This window comes from Glutamicibacter sp. TV12E (genome assembly GCF_052441935.1).
GTDB lineage: Bacteria > Actinomycetota > Actinomycetes > Actinomycetales > Micrococcaceae > Glutamicibacter.
In genome coordinates, this window is sequence record NZ_JBQVVF010000001.1 from 2,969,492 (window position 1) to 2,983,871 (window position 14,380).

Genomic DNA, 14,380 nt, shown 5'->3' on the forward strand with positions numbered 1-14,380 from the left:
CGTAGTGCGAATTGAAATACTACGCCCACGCAAAGACCAGTCAATGGTGATGTCCCGCACATTTTGTGTTCGATCTCGCGTTTTTGCGGACGCAGGCGGCGCAACTGCCCAGCTTCCGCAAGCTGGGGCGGGGTGGCATGGCAAGCAGCTTCATGGATCTGGGCACGTCTTGAGCAACGCGTATCCGGACCAGGCGGGAATGACCGGGGGAGTTGCGCCAGGGGGATGCCCCACTCGGATCCAGTTCTAATCCTGTGCGCTACCCGCCGCAGCTGAGCACCACAACAGATTGGGCCTTGGCGGCATATCGTTCTGATACGGTGCCTGCTGGCTGTCCGGGCGCGGCGCTATCAAATTCGAGCTGCCAGGGGGCTGCGCCGCCAGTGCCGGGCAATTGGAATTCGCAGTCCCCGCCGAGGTTGAAAATGATCAGGACGCTTCCGTCGTGGGCTTCACCGCGCGGGTCGCGGGCGCCGCCGCGCAGCTGGAGGGCCAGCGAACGAAAGCCCGGATTCTGCCAGTGCTCGGCATCAGGTGTGGATCCATCCGGGCACAACCAAGCCACATCGGGCAGACCGTCGGCGCGCACCTGCCCATGCAGGAAGCCGCGCTGGCGCAGCAGCGGGAGGCGGCGGCGCACATCAACGAGCCGACGCACATAGTCCATCAGCTCCCGATCCGGGGCCGACCAGTCGAGCCAGCCCAATTCATTGTCCTGGGCATAGGCGTTGTTGTTGCCGCGCTGGCTGTTGCCCAGTTCATCGCCGGCCAAAAGCATGGGGACGCCCTGGGCAAGGAGCAGCGTGGCGAGCATGCCGCGGACGCGCAGGCCGCGGGCCTCAGCGATGGCTGGGTCGTTGGCGGGGCCTTCCACCCCGAAATTATCGGAGTGGTTTTCATCGTGGCCGTCCCGGTTGTCCTCGCCATTGGCCTCATTGTGCTTGCGCGAGTAGGTGACCGTGTCGTGCAGCGTGAACCCGTCATGGGCGCTGATGAAGTTGATACCTGCCGCGGTGCTGCGCCCGGAGTTCTCGAAGAGGTTCGCGGATCCAAGCAGCAACGCACCGAAATTGGCTTGTCCCAGCACATCGCCGCGCCAGGCCCGGCGCACCCCGTCACGGAACTGGTCGTTCCACTGGGCAAAAGGGGCAGGGAAATTCCCCAGCTGGTAGCCGCCCGGGCCCAGATCCCAGGGTTCGGCGATCAGCTTGAGCGTGGCGAGCACCGGATCCTGGGCGATGGCCTGCAGGAAGGCGCCTTGCGCGTCGAAGCCCTGCCGGCCGCGGGCGACCGCTGTGGCCAAATCAAAGCGGAAGCCGTCGACGCCGAAAGTCTGCGCCCAATAGCGAAGGCTGTCCAGCACCATGCGCAGCACCATGGGGGAATGGACTGCCAGGGTATTGCCCGTGCCGCTGTCGTTGGCATAGTGGCCTTTGTCCTCGAGTAGGCGGTAATACCCGGTGTTATCAAGGCCGCGCAGGTTCAGGGTAGGACCATCGGCCCCGCCTTCGCCGCTATGGTTGTAGACCACGTCGAGAATGACCTCGATGCCGGCTTCATGGAGGGCATGAACCAGTTGGCGAAGCTCGGCCACGGCATCGTGCTGGGCGTAGCGCGGTTCCGGGGCGAACCAGGCCACCGGCTGATATCCCCAGTAGTTGTGCAGATCCTTCTCCACAATATGCTCGTCGTCGAAGAAGGCCTGCACCGGCAGAAGCTCAACGGCCGTGACCCCCAGGCGGCGGAGGTGCTCGATCACCGCCTGATGGCCCATGCCGGCATAGGTTCCGCGCAGCTGGACCGGAACCCCGGGATGCGCCGCCGAGATCCCTTTCAGATGGGTTTCGTAGATCACCAGATCAGGCAGGTCGTGTCCGGGTCGGTTGCTCGCTGGGTCCGGCCCTGCCGGCGGTCCGGCAACGATGCCCTTGGGCACCACCGCTGCACTGTCGCGCAGGTCCGGCTGGGAGCCGGGGTCCTCGTTGTCTGCGCGCTGGGTGCCTTTCATCAGCTCGTGATAGCGCACCGGGCGGTCCAAGGCCCGGGCGTAGGGGTCGATGAGCAGCTTGTTGACGTTGAAGCGCAGTCCATCGGTGGGGCGGAACTCGCCGTCGGCGCGCAGCCCATAGCGAGTCCCAGCGCCCAGGCCGGAAAAATGGGCGTGCCAAATGCCGTCCTGGCGATAGGGGATGGCAAGGCGCTGTTCGGATTGCGGGTCCCCTTCCGGGAACAGGCAAAAGTACAGGGCGCTGGCCGCGGGAGCATAGACGGCAACGTTCACCCCGGCAGAATCCACGGTGACACCCAGCGGCCAGGGACGGCCGGCGGAAGTCGCCCCCGCCGGGGCTCCGGCCATCAGATGAGCTCCGTGAACAGCTGGGCATAGATGGCCGCCGACGTGCCCCAGTCCACCGGGGTATGCAGCGCTTGGGCGCGCAGCCGCTCCCACGCGTCGCGATCCGCATACAGGTCCACCGAACGGCCGAGGGCAAATCCCAAGCCGCCCGCGTCAATGTCACTGAAGGTGAAGCCCGTGGCGGATCCGTCGGCCAGATGCTCCGGCGTAGCGTCCACCACGGTGTCGCGCAGACCGCCTGTGGCGGCCACCAGGGGGATGGCGCCGTAGCGCAGCCCGATCAGCTGGGTCAGCCCGCAAGGCTCAAACCGCGAGGGCACCAGCACCAAATCCGCGCCGGCATATAACCGGTGGCTCATTGGCTCGTCGTAGCCGATGTGCAGGCCCACGGATTGCGGATAGCGGGCCGCCAGCTCGCCCAGCGCGTACTCGTAGCCGGGGTCCCCGGAGCCGAGCACCACCACAGCGCCACCGGATTCGATGAACGCCGGCAGCTTCTCCAGGAGCAGGTCCACGCCCTTTTGATGGGTGAGCCTGGTGACCACGACCGCCAGCGGGCCGGCAGGTTCTTCAAGGCCGAATTCCTCGATGAGCGCTTGCCGGTTTGCGGCCTTGGCGCCAGGATCTGCCGCGGAATAATTGGCTATCGCCGGATCAGTGGCAGGGTTCCAGACCTCGGTGTCGATGCCGTTGAGGATCCCGCTCAGTTCCCCGCGTTCGCCGCGCATGGACACGACCCCCTGGAGCCCGAAGCCAAACTCCTCGCGGGTCAGCTCCTGGGCATAGCTCGGGCTCACGGTACTCACCTTCGAGGCATGGACGAGGCCCGCCTTCAGGGTGCTGACCAGCCCGTGGTACTCCAAGGCGTCCGGATGGAAATCCCATGTCGGAAGGTGCAAAGCATCCAGCTGGTCAGGGCCGAAGATTCCCTGGAAGGCGATATTGTGGATGGTCAGCAGGCTGGGCGTCTGGGCGCCGGCGTACTTCAGGTACGAGGGCACCAGCCCGGCCTGCCAATCGTGGGCATGCACCACATCCGGCCGCCAGCGGTCGGAAGTCCCTTCGATGGCCAGGCGGGCACCCACCCAGGACAGCGCCGCAAAACGCACGTGGTTGTCGTGGTGGTCGTGCCCATCGACCATATATGGTCCGCCGGGCCGGTCGTAGAGATGCGGGGCATCCAGCAGCAGGAGGTCCAGCCCCTCGTAGCGGCAGGAACGGACCGAGGCCGGGCCGCCGAAAAGGTTCTCCTCGCGCCAAATCCGCCGGGTGCGGCCCACCCGCTCGAGCAGGCCCGGATAGGCAGGCATCAGGATGCGGCTGCGCCATCCCAGCGGTTCCAGTGCCGCCGGCAGGGCGCCAACCACATCGGCGAGGCCGCCGGTTTTCACCAGCGGAGCGCATTCCGAGGCGACAGACAGCACGCGGAGCTGTCGTTTAGCCATTGGGTTCCCACTTTCCCTCCAGCGCATCGGCGCCCAATTCCAGGCGGCCGTCGAGCACTGCGGCCCGGCGGTCGAGCATGGGCTGCGTAATGAGCACCACGCCGGAATCCGTGCGGCGGAACCATTTCGAATCCTCGACCGGGTCCTGGCCGACGATCAGGCCCTCGGGAATGCGCACCCGGCTGTCGATCACGCACTTGGCCAGCTCGGCATTGCGCCCCACATCGACGTTCGGCAGCGACACGACCTGGTCCAGCTTCGAGAAGGAGTGGGCCCGGTTGCCGGTGAACAACAGCGATTTGTGGACTTCGGCACCGGAAAGGATGCAGTTGCCCGAGATCAGCGATTCGATCGCATGCCCTCGCCGGGCCTCGTCATCGTGGATGAATTTTGCCGGAGGCGTCAACTCCGCGTAGGTCCAGATGGGCCAGCTGTTGTCGTACAGATCCAGCGAGGGGACGACCTCGGTCAGGTCAAGATTCGCCCGCCAGAACGAATCGATGGTGCCCACATCGCGCCAGTACGGCTCGGTCTCCAGCCCGCTCATCACGCAGGAGTCGGTGAACTTGTGGGCGTAGGCGCTGCCGTTCTTCACGATGGCGGGGATGAGATCGTGGCCGAAGTCGTGGCTTGAGCTCGGGTCTGCGGCATCGTCCAGCAGCAACTCGCGCAGGAACTTCCAGTTGAATACGTAGATGCCCATGGAGGCCAGTGCCATCTCCGGATCGCCGGGCATCCCGGGAGGATCCGCCGGCTTTTCCAGGAAGTCGACGATTCGGCCGTTCCCGTTCACGTGCATGACGCCAAAGCCGGTGGCCTCGGCGCGGGGAACGGTCAGGCAGCCGATGGTCACATCAGCCTGCGTGTTCACATGCTGGCGCAGCATGATCTCGTAGTCCATCTTGTAGACGTGGTCCCCGGCCAGGATGATCACGTACTCGATGTCGTAGTCGTCGACGATATCGATATTCTGCGTGACAGCATCCGCGGTGCCCAGGTACCACTTGTTTTCCTGGACGCGCTGGCTGGCAGGAAGAATGTCGAGGTACTCGTTGCGCTCGGCCCGGAAGAAGCCCCAGCCGCGCTGCATATGGCGGATCAGCGAGTGCGCCTTGTACTGGGTGGCCACCGCCATCTTGCGAACCCCTGAATTCAGGGCGTTCGAGAGCGGGAAATCGATAATGCGCGACTTGCCGCCGAAGTGGACCGCCGGTTTTGCACGGCGGTCGGTGAGCTCTTCGAGCCGGCTGCCTCGGCCGCCGGCCAGAACAAAGGCCATCGCCTGGCTGGAGAGGCGCGGCGGCGCCCCGATCAGGTGGCGGGTATCGGGAGCAGTATTCATGAGCGTTCCTCCACAAAATAGATTGCCGATAAAGGTGGGAGCGTAAGTAGTGCTGACTGTGCCTCGCCGCCAGCGGGGACAGCTTCGGTTTCGATGGCTCCGCCGTGGCCGCGATTGGACCCGTGATAGCACTCGGAATCGGTGTTCAAGGCCTCGACCCAGCGTCCAGCCACCGGGAACCCGATGCGGAATCCGGTGCGTTCAACCGGGGTCAGGTTCAGGACGATGACCACATGGGGGTCGCCAGGCTCGCCGCGGCGCAGCCAGGCGAAGACCTGGTGCTCCACGTCGTCGACGAGCAGCCACTGGAATCCTTCGGATTGGGTGTCGCGCCGGTGCAGGGCGGGCTGTTCGCGGTAGAGCCGGTTCAGGTCGCGCACCAGTGCGAGCACCCCCGCATGGCCGGGATCATCGAGCACGCCCCAGTCGAGTTCGCCCTGGTAGTTCCATTCGCTGTGCTGCCCGAATTCTTGGCCCATGAACAGCAGCTTCTTGCCGGGGTAGCCCCACATGTAGCCATAGAAGGCCTTGAGGTTGCCGAGCTTGTCGGCATGGCTTCCGGGCATCCGCGAGTACATCGACCCCTTGCCATGCACCACCTCGTCATGGCTGATCGGCAGCAGGAAATTCTCGCTGAAGGCGTAGGTGATGCCAAAGGTCAGCTGGTTATGGTGGTGCTTGCGGTAGACCGGATCCTTGCCGAAGTACTCCAGCGAATCATTCATCCAGCCCAGGTTCCACTTGTAGCCAAAGCCCAGGCCCCCGGCATCCACCGGGCGGGTGACCCCGGGATAGGCGGTGGAGTCTTCTGCAATCATGGCGATGCCCGGATGCTGCCCGTAGCTGGCCATGTTGGTCTGCTTGAGGAAGTCGAGCGCCTCGTAGTTCTCGTTGCCGCCGTCCTTGTTGGCGATCCACTGGCCCTCGGCACGCGAGTAGTCGCGGTTGATCATCGAGGCGACCGCGTCCACGCGCAACCCGTCGAGGTGGTATTCCCCGAGCCAGTACAGCGCGTTGGCCACCAGGAAGTTGCGCACCTCGGGCCGTCCGTAGTTGTAGATCAGCGTGTTCCAGTCCGGATGGAACCCCTCGCGCGGATCGAGGTGCTCGTAGAGGGCGGTGCCGTCAAAACGGCCTAGGCCGTGCTGGTCGGTGGGGAAGTGCCCGGGCACCCAGTCGGCGATCACCCCGAGCCCGCGGGCGTGCGCGGCGTCGACAAAAGCGGCGAAGTCCTGCGGGGTACCGTAGCGGATGGTCGGAGCGAAGAGCCCTATGGGCTGGTAGCCCCAGGACCCGTCAAAGGGGTGTTCGCTGACCGGCATGACCTCGATATGGGTGAAACCCAGATCCGCGGCGTAGTCCACGAGCTGCGAAGCCAGCTGCAGGTAGCTCAGCGATTCGTTGTCGCTGCCGCTGCGGCGCCAGGAACCCAGATGCACCTCGTAGATGCTGATCGGGGCGTCGACGGAGTTGATTTCCGCGCGCCGCTTCACCCACTGCTGGTCCTGCCACTGGTGGGCGCCCAGATGCCGCACCACCGAACCGGTGGCTGGCGGGTGCTCGGAGCCGAAGCCGACGGGGTCCGCCTTCAGCGGCATCAGCGTGCCTTCTGGGCCGAGGATTTCGTACTTGTAGACCACGCCTTCATCCAGCCCGGGAAGGAAGAGCTCCCAGACGCCGGTGGCGCCGCGCGACCGCATCGGGTGCGCGGTGCCGTTCCAGGCGTTGAAATCGCCTACTACCGAGACCCTTTGGGCGTTGGGTGCCCAGAGCGCAAAGTGGACGCCGGTTACCTTTTCGTGGGTAACCAGGTGAGCGCCGAGCGCGTTCCACAAGCTCTGGTGCTCGCCCTCGCCGATGAGATGCTCATCGAGCTGGCCCATGACTGGGCCAAAGCGGTAGGGGTCGTCGCGTTCTTCCAGCTGCCCCGAAGCCCAGCGGATGCGCAACCGGTAATACGGCAAGGCCGGACCGGTGAACAGCGCCGGGTCGGTTGCATCTGCAAGAACCTGGATTTCATCGGTGGCGTTGAACAGCCATAGCTGCTCGGCTCCCGGAAGGCGCACGACCACATTTTTGCCGTCGTCGGTGGGGCCGAGCGCAGCGAAGGGATCCGGGTGCCGCCCCTGGGCCAACAGGCGTACCTGCTGGGCGTCGAGCACCGAAAGCGTCTTGTCCTCGTCTGTCACTGGGACTCCTTGCTGTTTCGAATGCTCTCATCCAAGCACAACCGGGGCACCCTGACCTCAAGATGACGCAGGTCAAAGCTGTATGACTTGCCGTGACCGAATGTGCCGGGCTAAAGAGCGGATTCCACGTTCCAAATTTGCGACATATACTCGCGAATTGAGCGATCGGAGCTGAAATATCCCATGCGGGCGATGTTGAGGATGGCCATCCGCTGCCAGCGTGCAGGGTCGCCGTAGCAGGCGGCCACTTCGCTTTGCGCACGGTCGTAGTCCTCGAAGTCCGAGGCCACCAGGAACCAGTCGCTGTTCCACATCGCATCAAGCAATCCATCGTAGCGATGGCGGTCATCGGGGCTGAATACGCCCTCCGCAATGGCTTGGAGCACATCGCGCAGGGTTTGGCTGGCTTCCAGCGCGGTGCGTGCGTGACCGGGCTGGGCACGGCGCTCGGCGACCTGTTCGGTCGTGAGCCCGAAGAGGAAGAAGTTCTCCGCTCCGACGTGCTCGCGGATTTCGACATTGGCCCCGTCCAGGGTGCCGATGGTCAGCGCGCCGTTGAGCGCAAACTTCATGTTGCCGGTGCCCGAAGCCTCCATTCCGGCCGTGGAAATCTGCTCGGAGAGATCCGCTGCGGGGATCAGCTTCTCCGCCATGGAAACGCCGTAGTTCGGCGGGTAGACCACGCGCAGCAAATGGCTGGTCTCCGGGTCGTTATTGACCAGCTCGGCGACGTCGTTGATCAGCTGGATGATCAGCTTGGCCATATGGTAGCTCGGGGCGGCTTTGCCGCCGAAGATCTTGACGCGCGGAGCCCAGCCGGCCTGCGGGTCGCGCTTGATCCGCTGCCAGTGCGCAATGGTCCACAGGATATTGAGCAGCTGGCGCTTGTATTCGTGCAGCCGCTTCACCTGGGCGTCGAATAGCGCGTCGGCAGGCAGCTCGATTCCGTGCTCCTGGGCAAGCCAGCCGGTGAAATGCTCCTTGGCCTGGCGCTTGCTGCGTCCGAAGGCATCGCGGAAGGCCGGATCATCGGCATGAGGCTCCAATTCGCGAAGCCGCTCCAGGTCGGTTTCCCAGCCTGCGCCTATGGTGCCGGTGATCAGCGAGGCCAGCGACGGGTTGGCCTGCTTGAGCCAGCGGCGCGGGGTGATGCCGTTGGTGATGTTCACGATGCGCCCCGGATGGAGCTCGTTGTGCACCGGGAACAAGTCCTTGCTGACCAGCTCGGTATGCAGGGCCGAGACCCCGTTGACCTTGTGGCTGGTGGCGAAGGCCAGATCGCCCATGCTGACCTGGTCGTTGCTGACCAGGCGCACCGGGTTGGGGACAGAGCCCTGCAATTCGATGAACTGGGTGTCCAGGGTTTCGATGATCTGCAGGTGGCGCGGGAGGACCTTGCGCATCAAGCCCACGCTCCAGCGTTCCAGGGCCTCGGGCAGCAGGGTGTGGTTGGTGTAGCCCAGCACTCCGGTCACGGTCTGCACTGCCGTGTCGAAGTTGACGCCGTGCTCGTCGACCAGCAGGCGGATCAGTTCGGGGCCGGCGATGGCCGGGTGGGTGTCGTTCATCTGGATGGCAACAAACTCGGGCAGCTTGAGCAGATCCTGATGGGCCGCGAGGTAGCGGCGCAGGATGTCCTGCACGGAAGCAGAGGTCAGGAAGTATTCCTGGGAGAGCCGCAGCTCCTTGCCGCCGTCGGTGGTGTCATTCGGGTAGAGCACCCGGCTCAGGCTGCGCGCCAGCGCCTCCGGCTCGGAGGCCGCGGCGAAGTCCCCGGCATTGAAGCGGTTCAGATCGAACAGGTCGGCGCTGGGCATGGCCGCCCAAAGCCGCAAAGTGTTGGCCCATTTCCCGCCGTAGCCGACAACTGGAGTGTCATGGGCAGAAGCGAGCACCTGGGAGCCCGGCGACCAGATCCATGCGCCGTTGTGCTCGGTCAGCGCGCCGCCGAAGCCCACCGGGTAGGCGACCTCGGGGCGGGTGAAATCCCAGGGGTTGTCCGTGGCCAGCCAGTTTTCCGGGGTTTCGATCTGCCGCCCATTTTCGAAGTGCTGGCGGAACAGCCCATGCTCGTAGCGCAGGCCGTACCCGTAGGCCGGGCATCCCATGGTGGCCATGGATTCCAGATAGCAGGCGGCCAAGCGGCCCAAACCGCCATTGCCCAAGGCTGCGTCAGGCTCGCCCTCGGCCACTTCGGCAAAGCTCAAGCCGAATTCGCCCAGCACTTGCACCACGACCTCGCGCAGTCCCAAATTGATGGCTTGGTCCTCCAGTAGCCGGCCGATCAGGAATTCCATCGACAGGTAGTAGACCCGTTTGCGGTCTTCGTCCCAGGTGCGCCGGGTGGCGTTGAACCACGGGTCGACCGCGTGGTCGCGCACCGCGTGGGACAAGGCGATCCGCCAGTCGAAGAGCGAAGCTTTTTGCGGGCTCTTGCCGACCGTGTACTGCAGATGGCGCAGCAGGGCTTGGCGAAACTGTACAGGCGTTGGCGCAGTCTGTGCGGCTGCAGCATCGCGGAGTTCGAAGGCGTCGATGGGGTGCGACATGTGCTGCTCTCCTGGTCTTCGGACGGATATGGATTTCCACTGGTGGTGCGTGAAAGGTGACATTACTCCAAGGAAGGCTATCTGTCGCCGCCGATGACGTTGAAGCGTCATCGAAAATCCCATGCACCACTGGTGCTGGTGTTTTGCCTCGTGGATGCATCGGGCCAGCCGCTGCGCTGAGCCGAATATATCCTGCGATGGAAAACGGGGTGTTGATAGGGTGTGAAGTCCAGGTTTACTGATGCGTGCCTTGCACCGTGGCATCGAGCAATTCCACCACGCGTTGCGCTGTGCCCCAGGAGAGGGTGACCCCGCCGCCCCCGTGGCCATAGGCCGCGATCACCGTCATATCCTGGCCGGAAACCCGTTCCAGGCGGATCGTTTCCCGCGCAGGGCGCAGTCCGACCTTATGCTCCAGAACCTCGCAGTGGGCCAGCTGCGGGACCAGGCTGATGGCTCGGGCGAGCATGTCGGAAGCTATTTGCGCATCAACTTCGAGGTTGGTGTCGTGGGCGGCATCGGTGCCGCCCACTATGATGTCATCGCGGCGCGGAATGATGTAGGAGACGCCCCCGGGATGGTCGTCGTCGCTGAGCCAGTCTTGCAGTCCCGCGGAATTGGCCAGCCGGATCACCTGGCCGCGAATCGGATACACGCTGTGGTCATCGCCCAGCAGCTCGCCTGAACGCATCCCGCCGGCAAGCACCACCGCATCGGCGCCGGCCCGCAGATCGCCAATGGCACTCACAGTACGCTGCTCGAATTCCACGCCGTGACGCCGGCACTGGTCCTGCAGCCAGGAAAGGTAGGTGGGCATCGTGATGACCGGGACCGTGCCGCTGGTGGCGCTGAGCGCGCCTTCGGGCAGCAAGGCGGCGTCGACCACGGCGGAGTCGGCCACATGCTTGGCCCAGGAACGATCAGCGTCCGCGCGGCGTTCGATATCCATGCCGAAGCGCAGGTCGACGCCGGTCTCTGGAATCAGGGAAAGGGCCTTGAAGCGGGCCAGGGTTCGAGCCAGCAGCACGTCGGCGGCTGGAGAATTCTCCGAATGATACGGGAACCAAATGGCAGCTGAGATGGCCGAGACGGTTTGCAGCGGTTCCTGGTCGCTGATCACGCGCACCTTGTGGCCGTGCGAGGCCAGCTCGTGTGCGGTGGACAGGCCGATGACGCCGGAGCCAATGACCGTGACGTTGAGCGGGGAGGGCAATTCTGGCATGGAGATCCTTGATGACGGTGTTTAGCGCAAAGGCCGGCCCCGGGAACCAGGGGGTTCCAGGAGCCGGCCTCGCGGTGCGCTTTAGAGCAGTGTTGATGCGGCGCGATCCACAATCCAGCGGGTTGCTTCCGTGCCATGCACGGCGCTGGCCGGGACGGCCGCCTCGTTGATTTCATGGGAGGCCGCGGCCAAGGCCGGAGCCTTGTCGGCGCCGGCAACCACCAGCCACACCTCGCGGGCGGTGTTGATGGTCCCCATGGTCAGGGTAACCCGATGCGGTGGCGGCTTGGGGGAGTCGTGGACCGCGATGGCCCCGAGCTCCTCCGAGCGCGTGTGGTTGGGGAACAGCGAAGCCACATGCGAATCCGGCCCCATGCCCAGCATCAGCACGTCGAAGGCGGGCGAGGCCGATCCTTCCGGTGCTTCTTGCGCCAGCAGCTGCGTGTACGCGGCGGCAGCCTGCTCAGCGCTGTCGTATTGGTCGCTGGCGCCCATGGCGTGCACGGTGCCGCGGTCCAGGCCCAGCTCATCCAAGGCAGCAAAGAGCGGCTCGGCCTGCAGCACGTTGCGATCGGCGCTGTCGCTGGCGACAAAGCGCTCGTCACCCCACCAGAAGTGCACCCGGGACCAGTTCACCGAAGTCCTGGCCGGGTTCTGCGCGAGAGCCACGAGGGAAGCGATGCCCAGGGTGCCGCCGGTGACGACAACATGCGCGACTCCACGGGCTGCGATCGCGTCGGTGATCGAGGTGATCAGCCGGGCGGCGATGGCGTGCGCAGTGGAGGCGACATCGTCATGGATGGTGATTTGCCTAGCGATCACTGGGGACAACGCTCCTGAGGTTGGTGAGGTTCAGGCCCTTGGTGATGACTTCGCCGAAGACGTCGTCGGCATCCAGCCGGCGCATTTCCTCGGCAAGGCATTCGGCCACCGAGCGCCGCGGCAGGGAGATCCGCTGTGGGGCGGAACCGGGCAGGTACAGGTGGGCCACCGCGCCGGAAGGGCGCGAGAGCTCCACGTCCCCGTCTTCGCGGGTCAGCCGCACGCTGGACAGGCCACCGGTGGTCTTGTCCGCGGCAATGGTCACCGGAACATCCAGGCACATGGTCAGCCAGGCGGCCAGCAGCGTGGTGGAGGGAGAATTCTCCGAGCCCTTCACGGTGATGCCGGTCAGGCCCTCGGTGCCCACCAGGTCGATGATGCTTGCCAGCTGGGCGCGCCAGAAGGTCAGGCGGGTCCAGGCCAGGTCGGTATCGCCGGCCTGGTAGGTGTCGATGCGGCCAAAGAGCGAGGCGGTAGGGTCGTCCATCTCGGCGGAGTCGGTGATCCGCCGGTGGGCGAGCTTGCCCAAGGCCGTGCCATAGGGATCCTTCGGCACGCCATGCGGCCACCAGGCCACAATCGGGGCGTCGGGCAGCAGCAGGGCCGAGATCAGCGCCTCGTCGGCGACCACATCCGGGCCGTAGGTGCGCATGACGATGACCTCGGAAGCGCCGGCGTCGCCGCCCACGCGGATCTGCACATCCAGGCGGTTTTTCTCGCTGGCATTGCCGCGCACCACCACGATGATGCGGCAGGGGTGCTCGCGGCTGGCCAGGTTGGCGGCCTCGATGGCGTTCTCCGCAAATCCCTCGCGGGTGATGACCACCAGGGTCAACACGCGGGAGAGGGCAACCACGCCGTGGGTGCGGCGCGAGGAGATCAGCTTCTTGGCCACCTTGGAGGTGGTGGTGTTGGGAAGATCGATCATCATGGCCGTCGCCACGTCCTTCCATCTTTGGCCATCAGCTCATCGCTGCTGGCTGGGCCCCAGGATCCCGGAGCATAGGGATCAGGCTGGGTTGGCTGCGCTGCCCAGTATTCCTCGAACGGATCCAGGATGCGCCAGGACTGCTCCACCTCTTCATGGCGCGGGAACAGTGGCGGCTCACCGAGCAGCACGTCAAGGATCAAGCGCTCGTAGGCTTCCGGGGAGGATTCGGTGAAGGCGTTGCCGTAGCCGAAGTCCATGGTGACATCGCGGATCTCCATCTGGGTGCCAGGCACCTTGGAGGAGAAGCGGATGGTCGCGCCCTCATCGGGCTGAACCCGGATCACAAACGCGTTCTGGCCGAACTCGTCATCCTCGTGATCGGTGAACAGCAGGTTCGGAGCCTTCTTGAAGACCACCGCAATCTCGGTGACACGTCGTCCCAGACGCTTTCCGGCGCGCAGGTAGAAGGGCACGCCGTCCCAGCGGCGGGTGTTGATGTTCAAGCGCACCGCAGCGTAGGTTTCGGTCTTGGACTTCGGGTTGAAGCCTTCCTCATCGAGGAAGCCGACGACTTCCTCGGCGCCCTGCCAGCCGGAGGTGTATTGGCCGCGCGCGCTGGCGGCGCCCAGATCCTCAGGCAGCTGGACGGCGGTGAGCACCTTCTCCTTTTCGCTGCGCAGGTGATCGGCATTGAAGGAGATGGGCTCCTCCATGGCGGTCAGCGCCAGCAGCTGGAGCAGGTGGTTCTGGATGACGTCGCGGGCCGCGCCCACCCCGTCGTAGTAGCTGGCGCGCCCGCCGATGCCGATGTCCTCGGCCATGGTGATCTGCACGTGGTCCACGTACTTGTTGTTCCACAGCGGCTCGAACATCTGGTTGCCGAAGCGCAGGGCCAGCAAGTTCTGCACGGTTTCCTTGCCCAGATAGTGGTCGATGCGGAACACCTGATCTGCGGGGAAGACGGATTCCACGATCTGGTTCAGCTCGCGGGCGCTTTGCAGGTTGTGGCCGAAGGGCTTTTCGATGACCACTCGTTCCCAGCCCGGGTTTGAATCGTTGGCCAGGTGGTGCTCGGAGAGCTTCTGGCAGACGATTTCGAACCAGCTGGGCGGGATCGAGAGGTAGAAGGCGTGGTTGCGCCCGGTGGAACGGGACTCCGCCAGCTCGTCGAGGGTTTCGGCGAGCTTCTGGTAGGCGTCGTCATCGTCGAATGCGCCCGAAATGAAGCGCATGCCGGAAGCCAGCTGGGCGAACACCGTTTCATTGAACGGGGTTCGGGAACTGGCCAGGATCCATTCACGGGCCTGGTTCGCGAAGTCCTCGGCGCTCCAGTCGCGGCGGCCGAAGCCGACGATGGCAAAGTTTGGGGGGAGCAGCCCGCGGTTGGCCAGGTCATAGACCGCTGGCATCAATTTCTTGCGGGCAAGGTCGCCGGTGATTCCGAAGAACACCAGCGCGCCCGGACCGGCAATGCGGTTAAGCCGCCGGTCGCGGGCATCGCGTAGTGGATTACTCATTGGTGCC

The 14,380-nt window shown here is 64.8% G+C and carries 9 protein-coding genes; all 9 read right to left on the reverse strand.

Annotation, left to right across the window (positions count from 1 at the left end; translation table 11 throughout):
- Window positions 1-259 precede the first annotated feature (259 nt).
- Window positions 260-2,356, reverse strand: a complete 2,097-nt coding sequence (glgX, locus tag ACT7DV_RS14195; RefSeq protein ID WP_444663508.1) for a glycogen debranching protein GlgX — start codon at window positions 2,354-2,356, stop codon at window positions 260-262.
- The gene (gene glgA, locus ACT7DV_RS14200; protein WP_444663510.1) at window positions 2,356-3,801 is read right to left on the reverse strand and encodes a glycogen synthase GlgA; all 1,446 of its coding nucleotides are present in this window, start codon (window positions 3,799-3,801) and stop codon (window positions 2,356-2,358) included. The genes glgX and glgA overlap by 1 nt, the downstream gene beginning before the upstream one ends.
- Entirely contained in the window at window positions 3,794-5,143 is a 1,350-nt protein-coding gene (gene glgC, locus ACT7DV_RS14205) for a glucose-1-phosphate adenylyltransferase (protein WP_444663512.1), read from the reverse strand. The genes glgA and glgC overlap by 8 nt, the downstream gene beginning before the upstream one ends.
- Complete coding sequence (gene glgB / locus ACT7DV_RS14210) at window positions 5,140-7,332, reverse strand: 1,4-alpha-glucan branching protein GlgB (protein ID WP_444663514.1); 2,193 nt, start codon at window positions 7,330-7,332, stop codon at window positions 5,140-5,142. The genes glgC and glgB overlap by 4 nt, the downstream gene beginning before the upstream one ends.
- Window positions 7,333-7,442: 110 nt before the next feature.
- Window positions 7,443-9,881 (reverse strand): glycogen/starch/alpha-glucan phosphorylase, encoded by a 2,439-nt coding sequence (locus tag ACT7DV_RS14215; RefSeq protein ID WP_444663516.1) that lies wholly within the window; start codon window positions 9,879-9,881, stop codon window positions 7,443-7,445.
- Between the two features lie 235 nt (window positions 9,882-10,116).
- Window positions 10,117-11,103, reverse strand: coding sequence for an NAD(P)/FAD-dependent oxidoreductase (locus ACT7DV_RS14220; RefSeq protein WP_444663518.1), 987 nt, complete (start codon window positions 11,101-11,103; stop codon window positions 10,117-10,119).
- Window positions 11,104-11,184: 81 nt separating this feature from the next.
- A complete protein-coding gene (gene pgl, locus ACT7DV_RS14225) occupies window positions 11,185-11,925 on the reverse strand; it encodes a 6-phosphogluconolactonase (protein WP_444663520.1) in 741 nt (246 codons plus the stop codon).
- Window positions 11,915-12,856: a glucose-6-phosphate dehydrogenase assembly protein OpcA gene (locus ACT7DV_RS14230; protein ID WP_444663522.1), complete on the reverse strand. Its 942-nt coding sequence runs from the start codon at window positions 12,854-12,856 to the stop codon at window positions 11,915-11,917. The genes pgl and ACT7DV_RS14230 overlap by 11 nt, the downstream gene beginning before the upstream one ends.
- Window positions 12,853-14,373, reverse strand: coding sequence for a glucose-6-phosphate dehydrogenase (zwf, locus tag ACT7DV_RS14235; protein WP_060701834.1), 1,521 nt, complete (start codon window positions 14,371-14,373; stop codon window positions 12,853-12,855). Before zwf ends, ACT7DV_RS14230 begins: the two co-directional genes overlap by 4 nt.
- Between the last annotated feature and the right edge of the window lie 7 nt (window positions 14,374-14,380).

What these genes read in the sequence shown, in the direction of transcription:
- glgX (WP_444663508.1), bottom strand. Translation starts at nt 2,356, where the DNA reads ATGGCCGGAGCCCCGGCGGGGGCGACTTCCGCCGGCCGTCCCTGGCCG.
- glgA (WP_444663510.1), bottom strand. Translation starts at nt 3,801, where the DNA reads ATGGCTAAACGACAGCTCCGCGTGCTGTCTGTCGCCTCGGAATGCGCT.
- glgC (WP_444663512.1), bottom strand. Translation starts at nt 5,143, where the DNA reads ATGAATACTGCTCCCGATACCCGCCACCTGATCGGGGCGCCGCCGCGC.
- ACT7DV_RS14215 (WP_444663516.1), bottom strand. Translation starts at nt 9,881, where the DNA reads ATGTCGCACCCCATCGACGCCTTCGAACTCCGCGATGCTGCAGCCGCA.
- ACT7DV_RS14220 (WP_444663518.1), bottom strand. Translation starts at nt 11,103, where the DNA reads ATGCCAGAATTGCCCTCCCCGCTCAACGTCACGGTCATTGGCTCCGGC.
- ACT7DV_RS14230 (WP_444663522.1), bottom strand. Translation starts at nt 12,856, where the DNA reads ATGATGATCGATCTTCCCAACACCACCACCTCCAAGGTGGCCAAGAAG.
- zwf (WP_060701834.1), bottom strand. Translation starts at nt 14,373, where the DNA reads ATGAGTAATCCACTACGCGATGCCCGCGACCGGCGGCTTAACCGCATT.